Raw genomic sequence first — 23827 nt, forward strand, 5'->3', positions numbered from 1 at the left:
TATCGTCATGCAATGGCCGCGCAGATTGTCACTCGTAGTGCAGCGCATCGATTGGGTTCAACCTGGCTGCCTTACGGGCTGGAAAATATCCAAAGCCGACGCCGATCATGGCAGAAAAACCAAAGCCGATCACAATGGAAGTATAGGAGGTAGGAATGAAAAAACCCGTAAACTTATAGATTAAAAAATTACCCAGCACCCCCAGGCCAATACCGACCACGCCGCCGGCAGCGCTGAGGGCCACCGCCTCGATCAGGAACTGGGTTAGAATATCACTTTCCCGCGCCCCCAACGCCAGGCGAATGCCGATTTCGCGCGTTCTCTCCGTCACAGACACCAGCATAATATTCATAATTCCGATCCCACCTACCAGCAGGGATATACTGGCGATCGCCGCCAACAGAATTGTCAGAATGCCGGTGATCTGACCGGTAATCTCCATAAGCTCCAACTGTGTCATAACCTCAAAGTCATCCGGTTCGTCCGGCAGAAGCTTATGCGACTCCCGCAGCAAGGCTATTGTCTCTTGTTTGGCATCTTCGACATGATCTTCCGCGATTGCGCTGGCCAGCATACTGTTAAAATTTACATCGCCATAAAGTCTGTTCACCACGGTGGTATAAGGTGCGACCACCATATCGTCCTGGTCCTGCCCCATAAACTGACCCTGCTCTTCCAGTAACCCTATGATCGTAAAGGGCACTGTATTGATCCGGACCTCCTGTCCGATTGGATCCAGGTTCGGAAAGAGCTCCTCACGGATCGTTTCGCCGATCAGGCATACTTTCTTCGCCGCCTTTACGTCGGCCAGTGTAAACCCTTCGCCTGAAATTACTTGTAAGGCCATAATATCAAAATGCTGATCGGATACACCGTAGACAAACGAATTTTTATTCCCCCACGGGCTGATCACCCGGACGCCCAGGCCTACAACCGGTGATACTCTATTTATCCAAACGGCATTTTGCTGCAACATCTCATAATCCTTCACCGTGATGGGCTTGCCCACGCGAACGACGATCCCTCCTCTTGGTTCCTGTTTGGCGCGAATCATGACCATGTTTACGCCAAGGCCTTCAATCTGCTTTTCGATCTCGAGCCGTGCACCTTCCCCGGCAGAGATTGTCATGATCACCGCAGCGACCCCGATAATAATCCCGAGTGTCGTAAGAAAACTTCGGTTGCGATTTTTAACGATGGCCTCCAATGCGATGTGAACGATCTTCGCGACAAAGGCAAGCGAGGTTTTTGTGCCCTTCAAAGTATTCATATCGTCTTGTTGGATGTAGGTAGGTGTACGGGGGTTCTTTGCGCAACCGTCTGGTCGGCGGCAATGATTCCATCCCGGAACGTGACAATCCGTTTGGCATATTGCGCAATATCGGGCTCATGCGTAATCATGATGATGGTCTTCCCTGCGTCGTTAAGTCGTACGAAAAGCTCGGCAATCTCAATGCTCGCCTTGCTATCCAGATTTCCGGTTGCCTCATCGGCGAGGATGATGGCGGGATCGTTGACCAGCGCACGTGCGATGGCTACGCGCTGCTGTTGACCACCCGACATCTGGTTGGGTTTATGATGCAGTCGATCGCCCAACCCAACCTGCTGTAGTGCTTTGGTAGCAATTTCCCGTGGGTTACCGAAAAGCGACGAGCGATTGTAAACCAGCGGCAACCCGACATTTTCAAGCGCAGTGGTTCGCGGCAGAAGATTATAGCTTTGAAAAATAAAACCGATCTTTTGATTCCGCACATCGGCGAGCTCATTCTTATCCAATCCGGTCACGTGAACACCGTCTAAAAAGTATTCTCCGGTAGTGGGTTTATCCAGACATCCGAGAATACTGAGCAGCGTTGATTTCCCCGAGCCTGAAGCGCCCATAATGGCCACGAACTCGCCCGGCCCAATAACTAAGTCGACGTCCTTCAGCGCATGGACTTCAATGTCCCCGTTTCGAAATATTCGAGACAATTTCTTCACTTCAATTACATTGGGGGCAGCCATATCTATTTCTTTTCTTCATTAACCCCTCCGATGATCGTAGCTCCTTCGGGCAATGCGTTTCCTCCAACAACCGACACGATTTGCGACCGTAAACCGGTGGTGATACCCAAGTTCACAAAGGCGAAATCCACTTGCTTACCGCGCACCTGAAAAAATATAGCCCCTAGCTTTGCAGGAAGTGCTTTACGAAATCCGCCAGTGCTCAACGCACCCTCGTTTTCAAGCGATGCAACAAACGCGCGTCGTACCGAATCAGGAAGTGCTTCGGCCTTCTTGCGCACGATCGGACGGATTTCCTTGCTCATCGTAACATCCGGACGAAAGCGCAACGCAGCGTTGTTTAAAATCATGACGTCACGGGCTACTTCAGTTATGAATTCCAGGTTGGCGGTCATACCCGGCAATAAAAAACCCTTGGCGTTGTCTACATCGACCACCACTTTATAATTCACGACATTGTTGATCGCAACGGGCTCCAGACGGATTTGACTCACCGTGCCATAAAATTTTTTGTCGGGATAGGTTTGTACAACGAATCGAACGGGCATGCCCTTCTGAATGTATCCGATATCGCTCTCGTCGACATCCGCCAGGATTTGCATTTTGGCGAGGTCTTCCGCGATGATAAATAACGTGGGCGTGGCAAAGCTGGCGGCTACGGTCTGCCCTTCTTCAATGGACCGGCCCGTGACAACACCGGCGATAGGTGAAGTTATCCGCGCATAGGCCAGGTTAACGCCCGCCGTTCGAACGCCCGCTTCTGCAGCCTTTTTGCTACCGAGAGCCTGCTGGTAGGTAAACTTAGAATCGTTTAGTTCCTTCTCCGTTATTACTTTGCCTTCGAACAACGCCCGGTTTCGGGTATATTCTTCATCCGCCTGTGCCAGCCTGGTATCCGCTATGGAGAAACTGGCACGTGCGTTCGCCAGCGCAGCATCAAGGAGCCGCACATCAATTTCGGCCAGCAACTGCCCTGCTCGCACGGTGTCGTTGTAATCTGCATAGATTTTCCGGATCGTGCCCGAGATTTGGGTGCCAACCTGCAGCGTATTAATGGCTTCTAATTTACCGGTACTTGTGACAGAAGATTCGATATCACCATGTTCAAGTGAGACGAACGTGTAGCTGCGCTTTTTAGCATCAATAGTCGGCTTTACATACCAAAAATATCCAGCAGCCAGGATTACTATGCCGATGACAAACCAAAAAAAATTACGGGTTTTCATGTCCAACTAATAATTGTATATCACAATACTTCGATTTATAGTCTGCAATAGACTGAAAATAACTCAGGCGCGCGCTGACGTAATCAAGCTCCGCACTATTTACTTCCAGCAAGCTTGCCCTGCCGTAGTGATACCGCTCTTTGACCAGCTTTACAGCTTTTTCGGCCAATTGGATATTGTCCCTTTGCACGGCAATACGCTCTTTTGAATAATTTAATCGCGACACCAGTTCTGCAAACCTCGCCTCGTTGTAACCGCAGGCGTGATTGAGTTCAATGCGTGCAATTCCTTCTGCAAGAAGAGACTGTTGCACACGACTTCGTGTGATCATCCCGTTAAAGAGAGGCACCTGTAACCGCAGCCCTACCGCACTTGTCAGCACCCACTGATATTGCGAAAAGCGAAAGTCGTTTTGCTGGCTTTGATATTGATACGTGCCCGTGCCGCTCAACACCGGGTAATAAGCAGCACGCGCCATACCGGTCTGCCACTGTGCTAGCAGTACCTGTTGTTCCCTTTGTCGTAAAACGCTATTGTTCGTTAGTTCACTGGCGTCGGGAATGAGCATGAGCTCGTAATCCTGCAGGTAAAGCGAATCGATCAGGCTTATTGTTGTTTCAGGAGGAACCCCCAATAACAGCTTTAACGCATTCTGCGCCGGCACTACATGATCGCGGGCATCCAATAAGTCATTCCGAAACACCGCCACACGCACGCGCGCCGACGTTTCATCAAACTCGGTCGCCACACCTCTTGCAGTTTTTTCAACGATCAGAAGGTGATTATTTTCGGCATGGTGTAGTGCCTTTTCGCGGACCCGCACAGTCTCCGTTGCCAGCAAACAGACATAATATGCTTTCTTTACATCGGCGGTAACGGTCTGGCGGATTTGCCTGAGTTGCTCCCGTTGCCAGGGGAAGTTCTGCTGCGCGTAACTCCGCGCAAAGATATTGTAACGAGAATACAGGGGTACCGTTAGATCTAAATACGCATTAAAATTATTGTCCGCACCGATCTTGGTAGCTCCACCAAGGCCGAAGCTTTCTGGGAAGAAAATAACCGGCCTGTCGATGTTGCGCGTGTAGTTTCCGGTTAGCGTAAGACGCGGCATAAAATTACCCTTTGCTTCCCGTACCTGTAAATCGGCACGCCGAACCTGATCTGACGCCACCGATATGTCAGCATTATTCCGCAACGCCAATACCACGGCGTCGTTCTCTGATAACGAAAGCGCCAATGGCGAGGTTTGTGCTTGCAAACCCGAAGCCATCAAACAAAATGCTGCCAAAAGAAAAACGAATTGTTGCATAAAGCTGGTCATCAGAATATGGATCGAAATTGAACTTATAGAAGGGATACTGAAATGATAACCATCCTCCGCAATAAGGACCTTCGTCGTTACTTCTCCCGTACTGCATCACGGGCTACGCGCGTTGGCTTGTAATACATGACTATGATCAATGTGTAAGCTGACCAATATCATTCATGCCCGGCACAGAACGTTGCACTTTCGTAGCATGGATGCACACAATTACACAGTCAAGGTCGCCTGGAACAGAGACCGCCGCGGGATGATGTGGTCGCCGGATTTTGAATCTCATGGCGGCAATGGAAATCGTATTGAAGTGGCCACGCCACCTGAATTTCCCGGGGGCGTTGCCGGGGTATGGTCACCCGAGCACCTGCTGACGGGGGCTGTCGCCAGTTGTTTTATGACAACGTTTCTGGCAATCGCCGAAAAATCAAAACTCGAATTTATATCCTTTTCCTGCCACGCAGAAGGAACACTTGATACAGTCGACGGGAAACTGCAGATTACGGAGGTGCTACTAGTTCCATCCATTTGCCTGGATTCGGCCGACGATCGCGACAAGGCGGTACGCGTACTGGAAAAGACCGAGCGGGCTTGTCCCATCACGCATTCGCTTAAAGCAACGGTAAATGTTAAGATGGTAGTAGAGACACCGTAAGTAAATCTTCCCTAGTCAGGGTTGATACGCTTTCCTCCTGTTGGATCAGTGCCCAGGATCATTGAAAACGTTTTCCAGCGCACGTTGTGATCAGCGAGCAGCTTCGCAATCCCTACAAACGGGACAAAGAGAATCATGCCCGCCACGCCCCACAGGACGCCACCCACAAAAATAGCCACCAGCATAACCAACGTGTTAACATTAAGCCGGCTGCTGACCGCTACCGGAAAAATAATATTGGCTTCCAGGTATTGTACGAATGCAAAAACTCCTACGACGCCCAATGGATACCAGACGGAGTCATAGGTAATCCAGGCCATCGCCATGGGCAACAGCGAGCCGACCAGGATACCAACGTACGGTATAAAAGTAAGAATGGAGGCTATAAATCCAAATAGCACGGCATGGGGCACGCCAAGCAACAGAAGACCGACACTGTTCAGTACACCTACAACCAGGTATACGATCGCCATACCTTTTATAAAGCGATAATATGTCTCGATTGTGAGCGTTATCATATGGCGAAGATCTTCCACGCGTGTATGCGGGAATATGCGTACTAAAATTTTCATCCAGTATCGTCGGTAGTACAGAATTAGCGCAGCGTACACTGGAACCAGAATCAACAACACAACGGACGAAGCAGACGCCGATAGCATGCGACCGATAACGCCGACGACACTACCACGCGATTGATCCGACAAGCCGGACAACCATGCTTGCTGTTCCTGGCGGGACAGCCCCAGTGTTTCCAGCCAAACCATCAGTTCGGTTATTGACGCAGTGACCTTTGCGTGAATGACTGGCCACTCGTCGAGAAATTCAACAAATTGATACACCAGCAAGCCAACCAGGAGCAAGCCAACCAGCATAAGTCCCGTCAGGCAAAGAATGATTGCCGTCATCGTATGAAGACCTCGGTCCTCGAGCCAGCGGCATAGGGGGTATAATACAAAACTAATCAGCAGCGCAAAACTGACAGGTATAAAAATACTCTTTCCGAAAAAAAGAATGACACTACCGTAAACAATGTATTGCAATACACTTACAGCCAGCGGTCGATGGGGCACGATAGTTCTCATCCGACCTGATCCTGGTGCATTCGAACGTTCTCCGGCAGAATGAGCGCCTTCAGCGCGACCAGAGATTTATTTTCAAGTGGACTATCCGCCTGGAAGATACGTGTAATATCGGTTGCCGTGGCAACGATACGTTGCGCAAGGTCCACAGAGAACAATTCTGAATGAAGCTTGTAAAAATGTACAAACTGATCAAAGGCGTAGCGTGCCGTCGTCTCCGCGCCCTGCAGCGCATCCAGGGTGGTCAGGATAAAATGCGTTTCATCCGAGACAACGGATTTGGTTTTTTCATGGTTACGGGGTAGCCAGTCGCGGCTGATGAGCATTTTTAACTCAGCCACCTCCAGCGGCTTCACATGCTGTTCAGCCGCAATGGCGTAGAAGATGGTGCCGATTTGTTCGAAGATGTCTCGATTCTCGATTTTCATATTGTTGTTTGTTAGATAGTAAGCAATTCTTTTTCTTCCGCCTGGTGAATGTTCTGTATGCCACGAATCAGCGCGTCCGGATTAAAGGAAACTGAGTCGATACCCAGCGATACCAGGAAACGGGCAAACGCAGGGTAATCACTGGGCGCCTGTCCGCACAGCCCGACTTTGACACCGTTATCGTGCGCTGTCTCCACCAGACTGGCGATCAACATTTTTACCGCCTCATTATTTTCATCGAACAGGTCACTGACAATCGCTGAGTCGCGGTCCAGGCCTAGCGTAAGCTGCGTCAGATCGTTCGAACCGATTGAGAATCCATCGAAGAGATGCGAAAATTGCTTTGCCAGCAAAACGTTGCTTGGAATCTCAGCCATCATATATACCTCCAGTCCATGCTCATGGCGGGTGAGGCCGTGCCGTTGCATCACGACCAGTACTTGTTCGGCTTCCGCCAGCGTGCGACAAAAGGGTATCATAACCTTGACATTCGAAAGCATCATATCCTGCCGTACTTTCAGGATCGCCGCGCATTCCAGCCCAAAACCTTCAGTGTACCGTTCGTGATAGTACCGACTCGCGCCCCGAAAGCCTAACATCGGGTTTTCTTCTTCGGGCTCGAACATCTTTCCACCTAACAACTTTGCGTATTCATTTGTTTTGAAATCACTCATACGCACGATCACGTCCCGGGGATAGAATGCCGCTGCCACCAGACCAATTGATTCGGCTAGCTTATCCACGAAAAATTGCTTCCGGTCTGCATAATGACGGGTGAGCGCGGCGATCTGCTTTTTCTCAGCCCCTTCCGGCAACACATCATAGCGCACCAGCGCCATGGGATGGATTTGCAACGTATTACTGATCATAAACTCCATGCGCAATAATCCAACACCCTGATTGGGGTACGATGCGTATAGCAATGCCTTTTCGGGATCGGCCAGGATGAGCATGGGCTGCGTTTTTGTAGGCGGTAGCTGGTCGAGCTTCGTCTCCTTCTCTTCCCAAAGGAGCTTTCCGATATATACCTCCCCTACGTCGCCATGGGCACAACATACGGTAATCTCCTGGCCATCTGCCAGAAACTCCGTGGCGGATGTTGTCCCGACGACCGCCGGAATACCGAGCTCCCGGGCGATGATCGATGCATGGCTGGTCCTACCGCCCTTATTTGTCACGATACAAACCGCCTTCTTTAATAGCGCATTCCAATCCGGGTTGGTAATGTCTGCTACAATGATATCGCCGGGTCGTACCTTATCTGAATCTACCAGCGAACGAACGAGGCAAACTCGTCCACTGACAATGGACCGTCCGACCGCCTTTCCCAGAAGTATTGGTGTTTGCGTAGTCTTTAATTCATATTCCTTTACGGAGACTTTCCTGGCGCGGGCCAGTACTGTTTCCGGACGTGCCTGCACGATGTAGAGCTTGTTGGTCGTCCCATCTTTCGCCCATTCAATATCCATCGGCATTTTATAGTGCTTTTCGATCGCCATTGACCAACGTCCCAATACCGCAAGCTCATCATCAGAAAGAATATACTGATCGCGCTCGGCGGGGGTCGTGGTTTTCCATTCGATCGTTTTGTCGGGCATCTCCGAATATACCAGCTTCTGTTCCTTACTGCCCAGCACCCGGTGTACGATCGCCATGCCATGACCTTCAAGCGCCGGCTTAAAGAGATAAAACTCATCCGTGTTGACAGCTCCCTGCACCACACTCTCGCCCAGACCCCACGCACCTGTTAGGTAGATCAGATTTTGGTTCCCGTTTTCAGGCTCGATCGTGAAGGCGACTCCCGCACTTCCCAGGTCTGAGCGGACCATATGCTGGATGCCAACGGAGAGCAACACCTGGAAGTCCGAAAAACCATTGTCAATGCGATATTTGATCGCACGATCATTAAAAAGCGACTCATAGCATTTTTTCACCGCCACCAATACACTGTCAATACCTTGCACATGCAAATAAGACTCATGCTGCCCGGCAAAACTGGCGCTCGGCGAATCCTCGGCCGTGGCGCTGCTTCGTACAGCAACCGAATGAATAATATCGGACATCATCAGTGCCTGATATTCCTTGCGTATGGCCTCCTCTACGGCCAATGGCAATGAAGCCTTTCGAACAAGTGCCCGGCAAGCATCACCGACATCACATAAGTTTCCCAGTGACTCACGATCCAACGTCTTTAGCGTCGCACGCAGCGCCGGCTCCAAATCGTTGACAGTCAAAAAGGAGGTATAAGCGTCCACTGTTACAGCAAAGCCATTCGGCACCGCGACTCCCAAAGGCTTCAGTGCGGCCATCATCTCACCGAGTGAAGCATTTTTACCACCTACAATGGCCACATCGGCCATCGCTACCTGATTGAGGGGTCGAATGAGCTGTTTCATGATTGGCTGCGTTTTTGGGGATTAACTGGCAGGTAAACAAACTTACGTGGTGGCAGCACCGCTATCGATGATGAACATCACCGCTTGGTGGGATAGAAATCACGCAACAACAGCATGACAAAAAACGCCAAAGGCTTTACAGCAGATTTGCTTATCCATAAGATATAGACAGGCAATAACGGATTTGTAAACTTAAGCAAAGGTCATGGCGAAGAAACCACAACAGTAAGTACAAGTAATAATATAGCCAGTCCATGTATCAAGAATATCCACCGTTTCCTATCTTCTGTCATATCTCAGCGCGAGAATAGGATTCGTATGTAGCGGCAAACAACCATCCTGATGTGTTACTTCATAGCATAAGACCACACCGGCAGCGAAAGGTCGTTTACAACATCTTCGGTTACGCTGCCTAATACCAGCCGCAGAAGGCCCTTCCACGCGTGGGTACCCATGGCAATAAGCTGAGCATCGACATCCCTGGCATATCGGGCAATGCCACTTTCGACGTTAAAATCCGCGCGAACGCTCAGCCGGTAGTAATGAAGATGATGGCGTGTTGCCAGCTGCTGCAGATCTTTCAACACCAGGTGATCGGGCCGCAGAAGCATCGGCGTATTGATATGCAGCAGATGCAGTGTGGCGTCAAACAGCTCCTGCAGTTTTTTTACTTCGGCAACCAATGCGTCATCAATGACGTCGGAACCGATGGGAAAAACAATTTGCTCTATCTTCTCAGGAGCAGTATGAATGCCAATGACCGGTACGGTTGCATGTCGCACGACCCGTTGGGTATTAGAACCAAAGAACGCACCGGCGTTTCCGCGTGTGCCCATGACGATAAGGTCGACCTCTTGGCGTTTGATGTAGTCTTTTATTTCCGCCTCCAGCGAGCTTACGACGTGTTTGAATACAACCCTTGGAAACCAGGCCGCATTTCGGGACAGCATATCTTTAAACTTCGCCTCCACCTCTAGCTCTCGTTCTTTCAGAAAGTCGAGATTGAACACATAGCTATCCGCTATAGACGGAACGCTACCCACGGCGGTAATGTCGACGACATTAAGTACATGAATCTCTCCGCCGCTGCGTTCGGCGATCATCACAGCAAACTTGAAGGCCTCTTCTGCCGGCTTCGAAAAGTCGCATGGAACTAATATTCTTTTCATATCAGGTTTGTTTTATTTCAATTCTTCACCTGCGGCGAGCGTCGTGACATCCGACGACATTCCCCTCTGTATAAACTTGAAAAACTCTTCCTTATACACTGCATATTGATCACGCAATGCATCAATCTCTTGCAACAAGCTGTCGTGTACGCGGAAATACTCGAGTTTTGTTTCGTTGTGAGTCTCCAGCGCAACCGCCAGGCTTGCTTCAAGCAGGCGAAGTTTTGTGATAAAGGAATCTATCAACTCACTCCGATAGTATAAAAATATACTTTGAAAGTGATCTATAAGTTTCTTATCCTCCTCCGCAGAGAATTCGGGAGCATACCGATCCAGCAATCGTTGAAAGAATGTAAGCTCAAGTTTCCATAAAACAGCGGCAGAAATAGCATCCAACGTCCGTCTGTGTTTTGTCAGCAGAGAAGGTTGCAGAATGTATTTGTCGGTTACAGATGTTACTGAGACCATAGCGTTTATTTTTTACCTCTTGCAAAATGGCATTTCTTTATGGGTACTGCGATGACCAATGTCGCCTTAAATCATGATTTCTGTCAATGGTAGCAAAAAAGACAATGATGAATGCGGTAGAGACCGTTATTCGATCAGACATGATTACGTTGTATCCCTCGGCAACGGCACAGAGAAATGAACGGCAAAAGAGCCGAGGTCGTAATCGAAAAGGGCGAATGGAGTAGTTTTTGAACCCCTTTATAAAAGGAACCGCTGTTTCCCAAGGAATGGCTAAATTGGCAACCATATTATTCTAAAATGTTTCGTCAGGGAAAACCAAGGGCATTTATTCATAACCTTAGATTGGCATCGATGCTTTCGTTTGTTGCCGGTGTTGTGAATATCGCAGGTGTATTGTCAATTCACACATTGACAACCAACATCACGGGACATTTTGCCTTCTTTTCAGAATACTTTGTACAAGGCGAGTATCAGATTGCATTGGAGTATGTAAGCTACATTGCCGCTTTCCTTTTAGGAGCGTTTAGTTGCGGATTTTTAGTAGAAATACTCTTGCAAAAGAAGCCGGCTATATCGCACACCATTCCGATGCTGTTGGAGACAGGGATCCTGACTATCACAGCCTTTGCGCATGCATCAATCCCCACCGAATGGCTCGCCCGTTTATTACTGTTTTCGATGGGCTTGCAGAACGCCCTTGTCACGAAAGTTTCACAGGCGACAGTACGTACCACGCACCTGACAGGCCTGTTTACAGACCTTGGCATCGAACTATCTCAGCTGTTCTTTTACTGGAATACACCCTCCACCCAAAAGTTATACAGAAGCATCTACCTGCGATTTGCCATTATAGCATTCTTCTTTTTGGGCGGGGTGATCGGTGGATTTCTGTATACGAAAATACGACTCTATACTCTCCTCCTGGCAGCAGCGGGCCTATTAACAGCGCTGGCGTATGACAGTCTTCGTTTGGGGTTTCATTATTCCATTCGGAAAATTAAATCCAAACTATAAGCCAAGGTTGATTCACATTGCCCACGAAAGGAGAGGCTGCTCCGTACTGACAACATCGATACCGAGGCATCTGCCGGGACGTGCCATTGTTGTAAATCCTGGTATCGGTGTATTCCCGCGAATTGACGGATCGACTGGATCATGCAGCAAGCGTATTATCTTTTCCTTCGAAGAACAAGGCTATTCACGACTGTCCCGATAAGTCCCAAGGTCAACGATACGATCGCCCCGGCTTTGCCTCCGCCAGTTCCGAAACCTCCGGTAATACTCGCCAGATGCACCAAACTTAGAATAATTGCAATGGCCCCAAGCGCCAGCGCCATGACGGCGCATGACCGGCCACTTCCTGTTCGGACAGATTGTCGATTTTTGACCCGCCAGCCAATAACCAGGCTTATCAGCCCTACTACTCCGCCAACAAGGGATTGGGCCCGTGCGGAAGTGAGGCCAGTAACATAGGTGGGTTTCACGTCACTATTGTCGCTTGTAGCTTCGACGCTATTTTCATGATCGGCTTGTGCAAAGGCATTCTGCAAGGCTGAAACAGAAAATGCAATAGTTACCCAGATCACTATAAGTTGAGAAATGGAATTTTTCATTCAATATGTTTTTGCTGGCAAAAAGCAAAATATGAAAAACGTAGTCTTGGAAAATTGCGACATACTACAACTTAAAATCGACAGTAGCCCGCGTATCGATTTCGTTTTGATAATTTATGTAGAGTTCTTTAGGAGTGTATCCTGAAAGTTTCTTGAATTCGTTCGTAAGATGGGATTGATCGTAATAACCGGTATCAATGGCAATCTGCGCGAGTGACTTATGCCTTTGTTCTATTTCATACAAAACTTTCTTAAAGCGGATAACATCGAAAAAATCCTTGGGGCTAAAGCCTGAAAATTCTTTAAACTTCCGCTCAAACTGTCTTCGGGATAGATTGCAGTCATGGGCAAATGACGAAATGGAGAAAAGGCTGTTGTTGTCAACCACAGATTTAATGTGTCGCACAAATGCCCTATCTTGATTTCTAATCGTTTTGACCCTTTCAAGTAGAAAGATTGAAACGAGTTGAATGCGTTGTTCATTCGTATGAGCCGATATTATTTGTTCCTCAAGGGTCCTACCCTCGATTCCCCAAAGTGTCTCACTGTCTACCTTTTCATTGCACAGATAATGTGCTGGTAGATTGAAAAGAGCTTTGAATATGTAGGGATACAGGTAAACACCAAAAAGAGTAAAGTTACTCCTGGTCCTGAATTGTCTGAATTTTTGAGTCTGTCCAAAAACTCCTGATGCGAATGTATTTCCCTCTTCCCCTCCTGAAGCGCTAATCGACAAACTCCCTTTGCAATAAAAAATTAGTTCTATACAGTTGTCGGGCAACGCACGGTGAGCGAAAGGTTCATTCATTAATTCGACTTGTGCTTCCAAACTCCAGAAGAACCTCACATATTCAGCGAGAACTCCCTGTGGTTTATGCGTTCGATAATTTATCATTTCGTCCTTAGCTTAATTCTTGCGAAAGAAATCTGACGTTTTCGAATTACACTATTGAAAAGAAACAACATTCTTTTTTGGTTTTATCTCATCATTAGCCTTAAGCGTAAGTTGATCACCTTCGTTCAAATGACCAAAAATCTCGACATTGTCCTTCATATTAATGCCAGTACGGACATCTACCCATTCCGTCTGATTATTTGTCACCCGTATCACAAAAGTTCTTTCAAGGTTGGTTACTATCGCCGAATAAGGAGCAACAAAAGATTCTTCACTCCTAAGCACCGTGAAGTTGACACTGCCATACATACCAGATTTCAGTTCCAGGTTGATATTGGGCACTTCAAACTCCCAAAGCTCTGTACGGGTATTTTGATCAATTTGATTTGACTTTCGCGACAACTTACCATGATATTTTTTTGACGGCTGCGCGTCGACCGTAAACTGCACAGATTCTGTTGCGAGTATGGCTGTGGTATAGGCTTCCGGCACCGATACGCGCAATCTTAACTTGCTAAGGTTCTCCACGACGATAAGTGGTTTCTGGCCCTTCCCCACGAGTGTACCCGGATCAACGTTTCTTTGTGTTACAATTCCGTCAAACGCGGAGCGTATCACCAGATAATTCTTTAACTGGTTGTAGGCACCGGCGCTGGATTGGGCGCCCATGTAGTTAGCGCTGTCGGTTAACATTTGGTTATGGGTCCGCTCCATTTCGTTATCAGAGATTGCACCTTTCTCTTTTGAGGCAATCACATAGCGTTTGTACGTATCGCGGCTAGTGTGGTATTTAGCGCGCGCTGCTTGCAGGTCTGCCGACGCCTTTGCATAATTTGCCGTTACTTCGGGAGCGTCCAGGATGAGCAGCACATCATTTTTTTTGACCTTATCGCCAATATCGACTTTAAGCTCTTTTACATAGCCTTCCACCTTCGCATAGATTTCTGCTCTTTCCCATGGATGGAGCTCTGCGGGAAGTTTCAGGACTTTTGAAACTGAATCTTTTTTCAAAGCGAAAACCTTAATGGAATCTGCCTGTTCCACACCTGCGGATTTACGGGAGGTTTCTTTTTTTTCCGAGCACGACAGCGCGATGGCGGCCAGGAGAAAAAATGACGCGAATCTATTCATAGTTGAAATTATTCATTAAAGTGTTTACTGTTCTCGTCATCAGGGTCAAGCGAAGCATTTGTATAGATTCGTTTGCCTTCAAAATGGTTATACACCAGGGGAAGAAAAAGCAATGTGCTGATCAGGGAGAAAAGAAGCCCGCCAATTACAGCAATTCCCAAAGGTGCTACCTGGTCTCCACCTTCTCCCAACCCCAATGACATGGGAATCATACCAGCGATCATGGACAGGCTGGTCATGATAATTGGACGCAAACGGTTAAACGCTCCTTCGCGGTATGCGTTCCGATTTCCCTCTTTCCGTAGCTGCTCTGCATTGGTAATAAAGAGAATGGCATTTGCTATCGCCACGCCAACGGCCATGATCGTTCCCATATAGGATTGGATATTCAACGTTTTGCCTGTAAGGATCAGCAGAAGAAAAGAACCTGCAATCACCGCAGGAACGATTGAGAGTGTTATCAGCGACAATCGAAAGGATTGAAAATTGGTTGCGATCAAAAGAAAGATAACAACCACAGCGATAAGCAGACCAGTTTGCAATTCGGACATCGTGGCCTTTAAAAGATCAGCTTGTCCTTTCACGATTATCTTAACTCCCTTTGGTAACGCCCCCAGGGATTTAATGGCTTTCTCTACATCGTTGATCGCCGTGCCAAGATCTTGCCGGTATATATTCGCCGTGAGTGTGATGAACCGTTGCTGGTTAAGCCGGTCGTATTCGCCGGGACTGAGCAGTGGTTTCCATTGAGCGACGTCTCGCAAAAACACTCCTGATTTTCCGGAAACCGGAATCATTTCAATCTCATCGGTTGAGTTCATACGGGACTGTGGATACTCTACCTGGACCTGGTAGGCGGTTCCCGTGGTCTTATCCAGCCAGTAGTTAGGTTGTGTGAAGCGGCTGGATGAAGTTGCTGTTACCAGGGATTTGGCGATGTCGTCTACGGAGAGTCCAAGCTGGCCTGCCTTTACGCGATCAATGTCGATCTTAACACCTGGGTAGTCGAGCGGTGTGGCAATCTGAACGTCTCTCAGATAATCAAGGCCCTTGAGCTTTGATACTAACTTCTCCGAAAGCTGCCGCGTCTGCTTCAGGTCCCTGCCGGTGATGGCGATCTCTACCGGGTTTGAAGAGCCCAGGTTGATGACCTGCTCCACCAGGTCACCCGGCTCGAACGAAATGCTGACCTTCGGCAGTTGGTCTTTAACGGCCTTTCGCAAGCGTTCCTTAAACGTCTCGATGCCTACCGACGTTCCTCTTTTCAGGTTGATGCGGATAACAGCTTCATGCGGACCGGAGGTCCACAGGTGGATCAGGTTAACGGGAAAACTCGGTGGCTGTGTTCCCACAAAGGCGGAAGTAATGTCAACCGCGTTGTCTGAAATACTATCTGCAAGCGCAAGAACTTTTTGTGTTACTTCTTCGGTACGCTCAAGCCTTGTACCCACCGGCAGCCTTACTCTTACAACAGCCTGTCCAGCATCAACTTTGGGGAATATCTCTTTTCCAATGAACGAAGAGATCACCACGATGAGAACAATACTTACGATTCCGAAAATCACGAGGTAAAATGCCGATCGATGTTGAACCCGGTCAAGCGTTTTTAAATACTGATCCCGGAACCTAACAAATCTTCGAGAAGCACCGTGATCGATCTTTTCTTTCAATATCCAGTTCGCGAAAACAGGGACAAATGTATTGGACAGAATAAAGGAGGCAATCATGGCAGATCCAACCGCCAGCGAAAGTGGGAGAAACATCGCACGCGGCACCCCGCTCATAAAGATGGAAGGAACGAATACCGCCAGGATGCATAATAATATCAATAGCTTGGGCCAGACAATCTCCTTACAGGCATCGAGGATCGCCCTGGATTTTTTCTTTCCCATTTCCTGGTGACGGTGAATGTTCTCAATGGTCACTGTGCCTTCATCGACAAGAATGCCCACGGCCAGGGCGAGACCACCCAACGTCATAATATTGATGGTCTGGTTAAAAAGGAATAGCAGAACAAGGCCGCTCAACAGCGCCAGCGGGATGGTCAGAACAATGATCAATGCGCTTCTCCTGTCGCCCAGGAAGAGTAGTACCATCAAGCCCGTTAAGATCGCACCCAATCCGCCTTCGAAGAGCAAGTTCTTCAGGGAGTTGATAACATACCCCGACTGATCAAATTCGTAGGTCACCTTGATGTCTTCCGGGATCGCAGCTTGCATATCCGGCAACGCCGCTTTTACATTATTGACGACTTCCCAGGTCGAGGCCGTAGCGCGTTTGGTCACTGGGATATATACCGATCTTTTGCCATTCACCAGTGCATAGCTTGTTGTTACATCGGAGCCAAGCTGCACACTGGCAATGTCCCGAACATATACCGCAGGGCCAGCGCCGAGCGTGATCGGAACGCTTTCCAGCTCCTTGATATTTTCAACTAGTGTATTCTGAGGAGTTAATAGTGTTTGATCGCCCACCCTAACATTACCCGCCGGGCTGATCGTGTTGGCGCTTGCGATCGCCTGAACTACCTCGTCGGGTGACAACCTGTAATTCTTTATCCGCTCCGGATCAACTTTGATCACCACTGTTTTTTGGTTCCCTCCAAAGGGCGGTGGTGCCGAAACCCCTGGAAGAGTCGAAAACATCGGTCGCACCTTGAACAACGCAAGATCTGATATTTCTCCCAGAGAATGGGTTTCGGATGTGAATACGAGTTGGCCGACAGGCACGCTGCCTGCATCAAACCGCGTAATGAAGGGAGGCACTGTTCCAGGGGGCATGAAGGCTCTCGACCGGTTTACATATCCCACGATCTCGGCTAGCGCCTGGCTCATATCAGTCCCTTCCTGAAACTGGATCTTGATGAGAGAAGCACCTTGTATCGACCTGGATTCAACGAACTTTACACCGGTTACATAAAGGAAGTGATACTCATAATACGATGTGATCAATCCCTCCATCTGATCAGGAGAAAGACCGCCATAAGGTTGAGCAACGTATATCGTGGGAAGACCTAATGTCGGGAAGATATCAACCTTCATGTTCCGGATCGTGAGCCCTGAAAAGAAAACAATCGCCAGCACAGCCACGACAACCGTGAAGGGGTTTCTCAACGCTCCTTGCAGCAAATTCATGTCTTACAAATTATAATTGGTTGATAAATACGTAAAGGTCTCCGCTGACGGCTGCCATATACAACAACGCTTTCCAGGTTTCCACATACGCTCTTTTTAGGTCAGCCTCGGATTGCACCAGTGCGTATTGCGCCTGGATTAACTCCGTGTAGTTTAGCAGACCCGAATTATAGCGGCTGAGCAAACCCTTGTAGGCATAGTTCGATGCCGTAAAGAATGCAGGGGTCTCGCGAGCGATCTTTAGTGAATTGACGAGCGTTATTTCGGCAAGCTGTTTTTGTTTGTTGAGCTGTAGGGTCGTCGCATTCAGTCGCTCCTGGTCAGCTTGGATCTGTGCCTTTTGCGAACGAATCTGGTATTGGGTTCTCGTGAATTGCAACAACGGTATGCTCAGCACAAGCCCAGCTCCATAGTTGTATCGGCTAAACGACAGACCATCTTCGGAATTAACGTAACCATCGTAACGAATGCCCGAGCCCCGTCCGTAAGCGGTGCCCCAGAGCGAAAGCTTGGGGTATAGTGAGCGTTGCAAAGAAGTTCGTTCATACTCAGAAATTTTGAGTTTACCGGCGGAGAGATTGACCAATGGATGCGAGATTGACCCCAGGGAATCAGGCAATACGGGAAGTCGTGAAAAGTAGCTGCTGTCCACCGGGAATTGTGTCACATCATTGTCACCTAATAGCTCAGAAAGTTGAAGTTGTTGTGCCTGCCAAAGTCTTTCGTAGTTCAAAAGTTCGACTTTTGCCCTGGCTAACTCGGCTTGAAACAGGGCAGTGTCTACGCCTGGACGCAGACCACTTCCCGAAAGCGATCGAACGATCCTTACATTATTTTGCGACCGCGAAAGATTTCGCCGATACACCCTTACCAGTTCATGAGTGACCAATAGGTCGAGGTATACATTCGCCGTCCTTATCTGGTGTTGGAAGACTTCATTCTGTTCATCGGCCCGCTGATAATCGAGCGAGGCTTTCGCTGAACCTACTTTCGATTTACGGTGTCCAAACGTGAACAGATCCCAATTCAACAATAATCCGCCGGCTGATCCCAAAACAGCCTCGCTGCTATTGGATACTGAAGGAGGTCCACTGATGGGAACAAAGTGTTGCGCCGTCGCCATCCCCGTAATGTTGTTGTACGTAGCATAGTTCACCTGATATCCTGCGTCAATCGAAGGTATAGCCGTACTTTTTGCATAACGCACCTGATCTTCCCTGGCAGCGGACTCAAACCGTTTTGCTTTGAGTAGCGGATAGTCGCTTTTCGCTTTCTCCAATAAATCTTTCAATGCCTGTGCCTGAGAAGCACCGACGAATAATAGCAAAATACCGATCGTTGTGACTATGATTCTTTTCATTTTTAAACAAGCCCAAGTGAAATTGTAAAATGATCAACATAAGGGGAACGACTTCCACCAGCGCCAGCTTCAAATGTTATTGAGAGGGCGAACCACACCGGTAAGCGCGATGGAAATCTCAATCGAAAAAAAGATAGCAAATGCTGGGGCAGAACCGTCCCTAATCCAAAGCTGGAAAAAAAAGTAAACAATGAGGCTATCAGTGCTGTCAGACAAAGGATAATGAGTTCCATCGACTTACGATAAAGTTCCGTCAATAGACCATCGTCCTCCGCCCTTGATCAGAAGGAAAATGCTTCCGAGGAGCATCGCCCAGTCGGTACGGCTGCCGTGCATCATTTCCCAGAAGCCATCATTGGCGAGCACTTTCCCCTTGGTGGTCGCTATTGCTACGAGCATAATGACGATCAGCGGTATGGACGTCAGACGTGTAGCCAGGCCTATCAGGATGAATGCGCCACAAAAGACCTCAAACATCCCAACGAATGGCCCAAGAAATTCTGGATCAGGAAGCCCGATTTTTTCAAAACGACCGGAACCAAGCTTATCCGGAAATAAAAACTTCTGAATTCCCTCGCTGAGGAAAACTGCACCCACCATTAGCCGTATTAAAAAGGTGCTTGATGCGTTATCGGTCGATACGATCTTCTTAAAATTCATGGATGATCTGGAAAATCACCCTGGTGGTAGATGACTTTCAAATCTATGCTCTTGACGTCTTTAAATATGGTATAATTCGCTGGAAGTATGGTATAAATGGAATGTACCAGCGAATACCTGCACTTTAACCTTATCGTCTCAGCAAATTGTCTACTTTTTAGGTTCAAACAGTTCAATCAGGTTCCCTGAGGGGTCTTGCAGGAGTGCTTGTTTACCACCCTGGCCGACCATTACTTCACTTCGAAAGGAAGCGCCCTTCCCCTTGAGCTCCGTAACAAGGCTTTCCAAATTGTCGGTTTCAAGCTGAAAACGATTCCATCCTCCTGGTGTGGGCATAGCGCCATCGTTCATCGCCTGTCCGGCTCCGCCAGCGCCTGGCTGGTTAAGAAACAGCTTTATATTGTCTTTCGAAAGCGCTGCAAATCCGGGCGCAGGGTGCATGTCAACTTTAAACCCAAGCTTTTCCGTATAGAAAGCAATAGCGTCCTTTACGTTGGTTACTATGTATCTCACATTAATGCCCATGCTCTTCCTTTATTAATTATCCATCTGAAATAGTCGCCAGAATCAATACTATAAAAGCAATGCCGAGTGGTCTTTCATAAACTCGATTGCTTACCCAAAACAGCCCCATCAACGGTTGTGCGTTGATCGATGCAACAAAGGTAGCGTGTGGCTTGTGCCAACTATGGTATAATTTGCGCGGAGTATGGTATCATTGAAAATATCTGGTTCGGAAGGCTTGCGGCGTTTCGCCAGTTGATTTCTTGAAATGCTTTACAAAATGGGATGGGTCCGTAAAGCTCAGCACAAAGGCAATTTCGCTCACAGTTTTATCGGTATGGAGAAGATATCGCTTAGCCTCTAGAAGCACCTGCTCGTTAATTAATTCACTGGCCGACTTACCGCTGGATTTTTTTAAGATAGCATTCAGGTGCTGGGGACTTATATTCAGCGCAGAGGCTACTTCATTCACTTTCAGATTGGATACTGGCTGGGTATTTTGGATCACGTGTAGAAACCTCCTGTAAACAGAATCATTTCCGACGACTATAGGCGATTCATGGAGTTGTTTATTCCTAAGTAGTTTAACCAGGGCCACCTGCAGATAGCCATGTATGAGTTCAGCTGAATTGATAGAAGGCTCTTTATATTCCTTCACCATTTCAGAGAATATAAAGTCAAGATTCGCCGTATCCGATAGATTGATTGTCACGGTTCCTGCAAAATTCCGGATGAGGTTTAAAAGTTCTCCCTGTTTGAAAAAGTCAAAGAAGTCTTCTTTAAAAAGAAGCACGAAGCCTTTTGGAATGGCCGTCATCTCCCAGTAGTGAAGCTGACCCGACAAGAAATAAACTACCGGAGGATTGATCTGAAATTTCTGCGTATCGATCCAGTGAAAGCCAGCTCCTTCAGAAAGATATATGATCTCGAAGTAAGCGTCATGCTTGTGCGGCTTTGTTCTTTTAATGACCTCTTTGAAAGGCGAAATTTTAAATAGTTGCTGCTCAAGCTTGTTCTTAATCGCTATGTTGTCAGTCTTGTTTTCCAGATGAAGCACATTTGTGTCAATTTAGTTGAAAAAGGCAACGCAACAAAGCTGATAAACCTAGGCGGCGGTGGCGTTTTTTTACTAAGAATAATCCCAGTCCTTTTGGAGTTCCTGTTACCAGCCATACTTTTTTTGTGCGCATTTTTTTAACGTTCTTAATTATTAAATTTTTGACACTGAATATAGGGCGTGGAATTAGCCGGATCAATGCTTGTCGTAGTTAAACAACGGTTGTTTGAAAAAGTAGAGTTGCATCACGAAGCGTGAGTGGTAGTGAGCTATAAGAATAGATGCCACAACGTTTGTTTTGAACGCATATATACAAGGGTTTGAAATGGCTTTCGAGCCAATTCCGTGACCTAAATTAGATCACAAACTGAGGTCACGGAATAGGTCACGGACACCCTTGAAATTCGTTGTAATTGATTACAAGCTTTGGAAGTAAAAAAGCCACAAAATCTTGTGATTCAGTGGCTTTTGAAAGGGGTTGGAAACCCTAGTGTCGGGGCGACAGGATGTTAACCCTACCCATATTATGCTATATATCAAATACTTATAAGAACGTCTGGTCTTGGGGCACAAATAGGGCACACGCTTTTTCACCCTATTACCTTCCCGAAATATGACGGTATAAATATACGAAATTGATACGATTTGAACCCTATTTATATAGCATTTTTCTGGAAAATTGTATCAAACATGACTAGAAAATATCAACGCGTATAAGTACATAGGTACTCCTGGATTTCATGTTCTGGCAGGCCCATATACGCGCAAAATTCGCCAAGCGATATTAATTGATGTTTCTCCTTCCCTAGCTTCTTACGCATTCTGGACATGATCTTACGGGCATATCGGCCGCTTTTGCCGGTGATAAGCTCTATATCTTTTGAGTATATAACTGCGCGCTTGAGTTCCATGATACTTTATCTATACTGTTGGTATACGCCATCCTGGGCGTTGTGTCGGTAAATATAGCACGTGGAAGATTTAGGAAGAATTGGCACAACATGACCTGATCCGGAACCTGCTCTTTTGAGGACCGCTCCTTTCATTATTCTTTTGTTCCGGTGGTTGCAACTACGGCCAAACCGACCTGGGCATGTAAACAGGACGGACAACGAAATAATAATGAATGGCAAGACAAGAAGGCCTGATTAAACTAACAGGCCAAATGGGAGGCGTGAGCTTCTACAAGACCGCCCAGGACGGGTTCCTGGCGCGGACAAAAGGTGGCGTGGACGGAGAGCGCATCAAGACCGATGCGGCCTTTGAGCGTACACGCGAAAACGGCGCCGAGTTCGGCAGGGCCGGCACAGCCGGCAAGCTGCTTCGCACCGCGTTCCGAGCACTTACAATCAACACATCGGATAGCCGGATGGCGAGCCGCCTGACGGCTTCGATGATGAAGGTTATTAAGGCAGATGCGACCAACTTGCGCGGTGAGCGCAATGTGATCGACGGGGAGGCAGAGCTGTTGCGTGGGTTTGAGTTTAACGAGAACGCGAAGCTGAACCGGACATTTTTTGCGCCTTATACGGCAAACATCGACCGTACTGGCGGCGGAGCGACGATAGAAATACCGGCGTTCATTCCGGCCAACATGATCGCAGCACCGCAGGGCGCTACGCACGTGCGGCTGGTCGCTGCTTGCGCCTCGATAGACTTCCAGGGCGAAGACTACGCGACAGACAACGCAACAAGCGCGGAGCAGTCATTGAGTAGCATCGCGCCACTGCCTGCACTTTCGCTGGAAATGTCGTTTGGCGAAACAGACGGGCGACCGCTCTTCCTGGCGTTTGGCGTGGAGTTCTATCAGAACGTTAACGGCGCGATGTACACCCTGAAAAACGGTGCGTACAACGCCCTGACCCTGGTGGCAGTAGACGGAGGTGTATAATGGAGCTTGAGCTGAACCGGGTATATCATCCGGAAGGAACGAACGGCCATATTCAACATGAGGGGCAGCTGGTCTGCCCCTCTATTGAGCTACCCTGGCGGGAAAACCGGCGGAGCATTTCATGTATACCGGAAGGCCGGTACGAATTGCGAAAACGGTATACGCAAAAGCGTGGTCAGCATCTCCTGGTAGTAGACGTACCTGGCCGGAGCGGAATACTTATCCACCCGGCAAACGACGCACAAAGGGACCTGCTCGGCTGCATCGCGCCGGTGACGACCATCACCGGCCCAGGACGTGGCATCCAATCGCGGGCGGCAAACGAGAAGTTGAAAGCGCTGGTAACGTCAGCCCTGGACCGGAAAGAAAAAGTTTTTATCACGATTAAATCGAAAGAACAATGAATGTAATTCAAAGAATGCAGGCACCGACGCCGAAGTTTTTCAAAGTACTGCGGAACATTGGCCTGGCTCTGGCTGCAGCAAGCGGCGCGCTGCTGGCTGCACCCGTAGCGCTACCGGCGGCTGTTGTCACCCTTGCGGGTTACCTGGCAGTGGCGGGAACGGTGGTGACCGCCGTAAGCCAGACGGCCGTCAGCAAAGAATGTGACGAAGAGAGTGAGCACGACGATGACGGGCCTTAGCGAAAGTGCCGTGGCGGGCGTGATCGGTGGAACCCTCTCCTCCATCCTGTCCACGCTTCACCTGGTGAACGCCGTTGAAACGATCGTGCTCTCGGCCATAGGAGCTATCGTAAGTTTCATGGTGTCGCTAGCGTTGGAGTGGATCAGAAAAAAGACCCGCTCGCGTTAAATGAAAAGGCCTCCCAAACGGGAGGCT

23 protein-coding genes are annotated in these 23827 nt (G+C 48.3%); 6 read left to right on the forward strand and 17 right to left on the reverse strand.

The genetic code is table 11. From position 1 onward, the window contains the following. Positions 1 to 28: 28 nt before the first annotated feature. Genes K7P01_RS06410 through K7P01_RS06425 form a run of 4 tightly spaced genes read right to left on the reverse strand, consistent with a single transcriptional unit; the run spans position 29 to position 4539 of the window. The gene (locus K7P01_RS06410; RefSeq protein ID WP_267291049.1) at positions 29 to 1270 is read right to left on the reverse strand and encodes an ABC transporter permease; all 1242 of its coding nucleotides are present in this window, start codon (positions 1268 to 1270) and stop codon (positions 29 to 31) included. After that, positions 1267 to 2004, reverse strand: a complete 738-nt coding sequence (locus K7P01_RS06415) for an ABC transporter ATP-binding protein (protein ID WP_267291050.1) — start codon at positions 2002 to 2004, stop codon at positions 1267 to 1269. Before K7P01_RS06415 ends, K7P01_RS06410 begins: the two co-directional genes overlap by 4 nt. A 2-nt stretch (positions 2005 to 2006) precedes the next feature. Further along, a complete protein-coding gene (locus tag K7P01_RS06420; RefSeq protein ID WP_267291051.1) occupies positions 2007 to 3230 on the reverse strand; it encodes an efflux RND transporter periplasmic adaptor subunit in 1224 nt (407 codons plus the stop codon). Beyond that, complete coding sequence (locus tag K7P01_RS06425) at positions 3217 to 4539, reverse strand: TolC family protein (protein ID WP_267291052.1); 1323 nt, start codon at positions 4537 to 4539, stop codon at positions 3217 to 3219. The genes K7P01_RS06420 and K7P01_RS06425 overlap by 14 nt, the downstream gene beginning before the upstream one ends. A gap of 208 nt (positions 4540 to 4747) precedes the next feature. Here K7P01_RS06425 and K7P01_RS06430 point away from each other — a divergent pair, with 208 nt between their 5' ends. Continuing rightward, positions 4748 to 5200 carry an OsmC family protein gene (locus K7P01_RS06430; RefSeq protein ID WP_267291053.1) on the forward strand — a complete coding sequence of 151 codons (453 nt, stop codon included), beginning with the start codon at positions 4748 to 4750 and terminating at the stop codon, positions 5198 to 5200. Positions 5201 to 5211: 11 nt separating this feature from the next. Here the strand turns inward: K7P01_RS06430 and K7P01_RS06435 are convergent, their stop codons facing one another. The 5 genes from K7P01_RS06435 to K7P01_RS06455 all read right to left on the reverse strand — a co-directional run bounded on the left by K7P01_RS06435 (position 5212) and on the right by K7P01_RS06455 (position 10740). Further along, positions 5212 to 6282 carry an AI-2E family transporter gene (locus tag K7P01_RS06435; protein WP_267291054.1) on the reverse strand — a complete coding sequence of 357 codons (1071 nt, stop codon included), beginning with the start codon at positions 6280 to 6282 and terminating at the stop codon, positions 5212 to 5214. Beyond that, positions 6279 to 6707 carry a hypothetical protein gene (locus K7P01_RS06440; protein ID WP_267291055.1) on the reverse strand — a complete coding sequence of 143 codons (429 nt, stop codon included), beginning with the start codon at positions 6705 to 6707 and terminating at the stop codon, positions 6279 to 6281. The genes K7P01_RS06435 and K7P01_RS06440 overlap by 4 nt, the downstream gene beginning before the upstream one ends. An 11-nt stretch (positions 6708 to 6718) precedes the next feature. Beyond that, complete coding sequence (gene ppsA, locus K7P01_RS06445) at positions 6719 to 9103, reverse strand: phosphoenolpyruvate synthase (RefSeq protein WP_267291056.1); 2385 nt, start codon at positions 9101 to 9103, stop codon at positions 6719 to 6721. Positions 9104 to 9450: 347 nt separating this feature from the next. Then, on the reverse strand, positions 9451 to 10272 hold the full coding sequence (locus tag K7P01_RS06450) for a universal stress protein (protein WP_267291057.1): 822 nt from the start codon (positions 10270 to 10272) through the stop codon (positions 9451 to 9453). A gap of 12 nt (positions 10273 to 10284) precedes the next feature. Beyond that, positions 10285 to 10740 (reverse strand): hypothetical protein, encoded by a 456-nt coding sequence (locus K7P01_RS06455; protein ID WP_267291058.1) that lies wholly within the window; start codon positions 10738 to 10740, stop codon positions 10285 to 10287. 354 nt (positions 10741 to 11094) lie between these two features. On the opposite strand from K7P01_RS06455, the gene K7P01_RS06460 reads away from it, so the two are divergent. Then, positions 11095 to 11757 carry a YoaK family protein gene (locus K7P01_RS06460; RefSeq protein ID WP_267291059.1) on the forward strand — a complete coding sequence of 221 codons (663 nt, stop codon included), beginning with the start codon at positions 11095 to 11097 and terminating at the stop codon, positions 11755 to 11757. A gap of 155 nt (positions 11758 to 11912) precedes the next feature. Here the strand turns inward: K7P01_RS06460 and K7P01_RS06465 are convergent, their stop codons facing one another. From K7P01_RS06465 to K7P01_RS06500, 8 genes are all read right to left on the reverse strand, one after another. Further along, positions 11913 to 12356 (reverse strand): DUF6223 family protein, encoded by a 444-nt coding sequence (locus K7P01_RS06465; protein WP_267291060.1) that lies wholly within the window; start codon positions 12354 to 12356, stop codon positions 11913 to 11915. Positions 12357 to 12420: 64 nt separating this feature from the next. Further along, positions 12421 to 13251, reverse strand: coding sequence for a helix-turn-helix transcriptional regulator (locus K7P01_RS06470; protein WP_267291061.1), 831 nt, complete (start codon positions 13249 to 13251; stop codon positions 12421 to 12423). Between the two features lie 51 nt (positions 13252 to 13302). Next, positions 13303 to 14382: an efflux RND transporter periplasmic adaptor subunit gene (locus K7P01_RS06475; RefSeq protein ID WP_267291062.1), complete on the reverse strand. Its 1080-nt coding sequence runs from the start codon at positions 14380 to 14382 to the stop codon at positions 13303 to 13305. Positions 14383 to 14390: 8 nt separating this feature from the next. Continuing rightward, on the reverse strand, positions 14391 to 17516 hold the full coding sequence (locus tag K7P01_RS06480) for an efflux RND transporter permease subunit (RefSeq protein WP_267291063.1): 3126 nt from the start codon (positions 17514 to 17516) through the stop codon (positions 14391 to 14393). Between the two features lie 10 nt (positions 17517 to 17526). Next, positions 17527 to 18876: a TolC family protein gene (locus K7P01_RS06485; RefSeq protein ID WP_267291064.1), complete on the reverse strand. Its 1350-nt coding sequence runs from the start codon at positions 18874 to 18876 to the stop codon at positions 17527 to 17529. Positions 18877 to 19113: 237 nt separating this feature from the next. Beyond that, positions 19114 to 19536, reverse strand: coding sequence for a DoxX family protein (locus K7P01_RS06490; RefSeq protein ID WP_267291065.1), 423 nt, complete (start codon positions 19534 to 19536; stop codon positions 19114 to 19116). A 150-nt stretch (positions 19537 to 19686) separates the two neighbouring features. Beyond that, entirely contained in the window at positions 19687 to 20049 is a 363-nt protein-coding gene (locus K7P01_RS06495; protein WP_267291066.1) for a VOC family protein, read from the reverse strand. Positions 20050 to 20251: 202 nt separating this feature from the next. Beyond that, complete coding sequence (locus tag K7P01_RS06500; RefSeq protein ID WP_267291067.1) at positions 20252 to 21097, reverse strand: helix-turn-helix domain-containing protein; 846 nt, start codon at positions 21095 to 21097, stop codon at positions 20252 to 20254. A gap of 1126 nt (positions 21098 to 22223) precedes the next feature. Here K7P01_RS06500 and K7P01_RS06505 point away from each other — a divergent pair. Genes K7P01_RS06505 through K7P01_RS06520 form a run of 4 tightly spaced genes read left to right on the forward strand, consistent with a single transcriptional unit; the run spans position 22224 to position 23800 of the window. Then, positions 22224 to 22988, forward strand: coding sequence for a hypothetical protein (locus K7P01_RS06505; protein WP_267291068.1), 765 nt, complete (start codon positions 22224 to 22226; stop codon positions 22986 to 22988). After that, positions 22988 to 23392 carry a DUF5675 family protein gene (locus K7P01_RS06510; RefSeq protein ID WP_267291069.1) on the forward strand — a complete coding sequence of 135 codons (405 nt, stop codon included), beginning with the start codon at positions 22988 to 22990 and terminating at the stop codon, positions 23390 to 23392. The genes K7P01_RS06505 and K7P01_RS06510 overlap by 1 nt, the downstream gene beginning before the upstream one ends. Beyond that, complete coding sequence (locus K7P01_RS06515) at positions 23389 to 23631, forward strand: hypothetical protein (protein ID WP_267291070.1); 243 nt, start codon at positions 23389 to 23391, stop codon at positions 23629 to 23631. Before K7P01_RS06510 ends, K7P01_RS06515 begins: the two co-directional genes overlap by 4 nt. Then, positions 23606 to 23800 carry a hypothetical protein gene (locus tag K7P01_RS06520; RefSeq protein WP_267291072.1) on the forward strand — a complete coding sequence of 65 codons (195 nt, stop codon included), beginning with the start codon at positions 23606 to 23608 and terminating at the stop codon, positions 23798 to 23800. The genes K7P01_RS06515 and K7P01_RS06520 overlap by 26 nt, the downstream gene beginning before the upstream one ends. Positions 23801 to 23827 lie beyond the last annotated feature (27 nt).

This window comes from Parachryseolinea silvisoli, assembly GCF_021190955.1.
GTDB classification, from domain to species: Bacteria; Bacteroidota; Bacteroidia; order Cytophagales; family Cyclobacteriaceae; genus Ohtaekwangia; species Ohtaekwangia silvisoli.

What these genes read in the sequence shown, in the direction of transcription:
- K7P01_RS06430 (WP_267291053.1), top strand. Translation starts at nt 4,748, where the DNA reads ATGGATGCACACAATTACACAGTCAAGGTCGCCTGGAACAGAGACCGC.
- ppsA (WP_267291056.1), bottom strand. Translation starts at nt 9,103, where the DNA reads ATGAAACAGCTCATTCGACCCCTCAATCAGGTAGCGATGGCCGATGTG.
- K7P01_RS06490 (WP_267291065.1), bottom strand. Translation starts at nt 19,536, where the DNA reads ATGAATTTTAAGAAGATCGTATCGACCGATAACGCATCAAGCACCTTT.
- K7P01_RS06515 (WP_267291070.1), top strand. Translation starts at nt 23,389, where the DNA reads ATGAATGTAATTCAAAGAATGCAGGCACCGACGCCGAAGTTTTTCAAA.
- K7P01_RS06510 (WP_267291069.1), top strand. Translation starts at nt 22,988, where the DNA reads ATGGAGCTTGAGCTGAACCGGGTATATCATCCGGAAGGAACGAACGGC.
- K7P01_RS06460 (WP_267291059.1), top strand. Translation starts at nt 11,095, where the DNA reads ATGCTTTCGTTTGTTGCCGGTGTTGTGAATATCGCAGGTGTATTGTCA.
- K7P01_RS06450 (WP_267291057.1), bottom strand. Translation starts at nt 10,272, where the DNA reads ATGAAAAGAATATTAGTTCCATGCGACTTTTCGAAGCCGGCAGAAGAG.
- K7P01_RS06425 (WP_267291052.1), bottom strand. Translation starts at nt 4,539, where the DNA reads ATGCAACAATTCGTTTTTCTTTTGGCAGCATTTTGTTTGATGGCTTCG.
- K7P01_RS06480 (WP_267291063.1), bottom strand. Translation starts at nt 17,516, where the DNA reads ATGAATTTGCTGCAAGGAGCGTTGAGAAACCCCTTCACGGTTGTCGTG.
- K7P01_RS06410 (WP_267291049.1), bottom strand. Translation starts at nt 1,270, where the DNA reads ATGAATACTTTGAAGGGCACAAAAACCTCGCTTGCCTTTGTCGCGAAG.
- K7P01_RS06420 (WP_267291051.1), bottom strand. Translation starts at nt 3,230, where the DNA reads ATGAAAACCCGTAATTTTTTTTGGTTTGTCATCGGCATAGTAATCCTG.
- K7P01_RS06455 (WP_267291058.1), bottom strand. Translation starts at nt 10,740, where the DNA reads ATGGTCTCAGTAACATCTGTAACCGACAAATACATTCTGCAACCTTCT.
- K7P01_RS06475 (WP_267291062.1), bottom strand. Translation starts at nt 14,382, where the DNA reads ATGAATAGATTCGCGTCATTTTTTCTCCTGGCCGCCATCGCGCTGTCG.
- K7P01_RS06470 (WP_267291061.1), bottom strand. Translation starts at nt 13,251, where the DNA reads ATGATAAATTATCGAACGCATAAACCACAGGGAGTTCTCGCTGAATAT.
- K7P01_RS06505 (WP_267291068.1), top strand. Translation starts at nt 22,224, where the DNA reads ATGGCAAGACAAGAAGGCCTGATTAAACTAACAGGCCAAATGGGAGGC.
- K7P01_RS06435 (WP_267291054.1), bottom strand. Translation starts at nt 6,282, where the DNA reads ATGAGAACTATCGTGCCCCATCGACCGCTGGCTGTAAGTGTATTGCAA.
- K7P01_RS06440 (WP_267291055.1), bottom strand. Translation starts at nt 6,707, where the DNA reads ATGAAAATCGAGAATCGAGACATCTTCGAACAAATCGGCACCATCTTC.
- K7P01_RS06415 (WP_267291050.1), bottom strand. Translation starts at nt 2,004, where the DNA reads ATGGCTGCCCCCAATGTAATTGAAGTGAAGAAATTGTCTCGAATATTT.
- K7P01_RS06465 (WP_267291060.1), bottom strand. Translation starts at nt 12,356, where the DNA reads ATGAAAAATTCCATTTCTCAACTTATAGTGATCTGGGTAACTATTGCA.
- K7P01_RS06485 (WP_267291064.1), bottom strand. Translation starts at nt 18,876, where the DNA reads ATGAAAAGAATCATAGTCACAACGATCGGTATTTTGCTATTATTCGTC.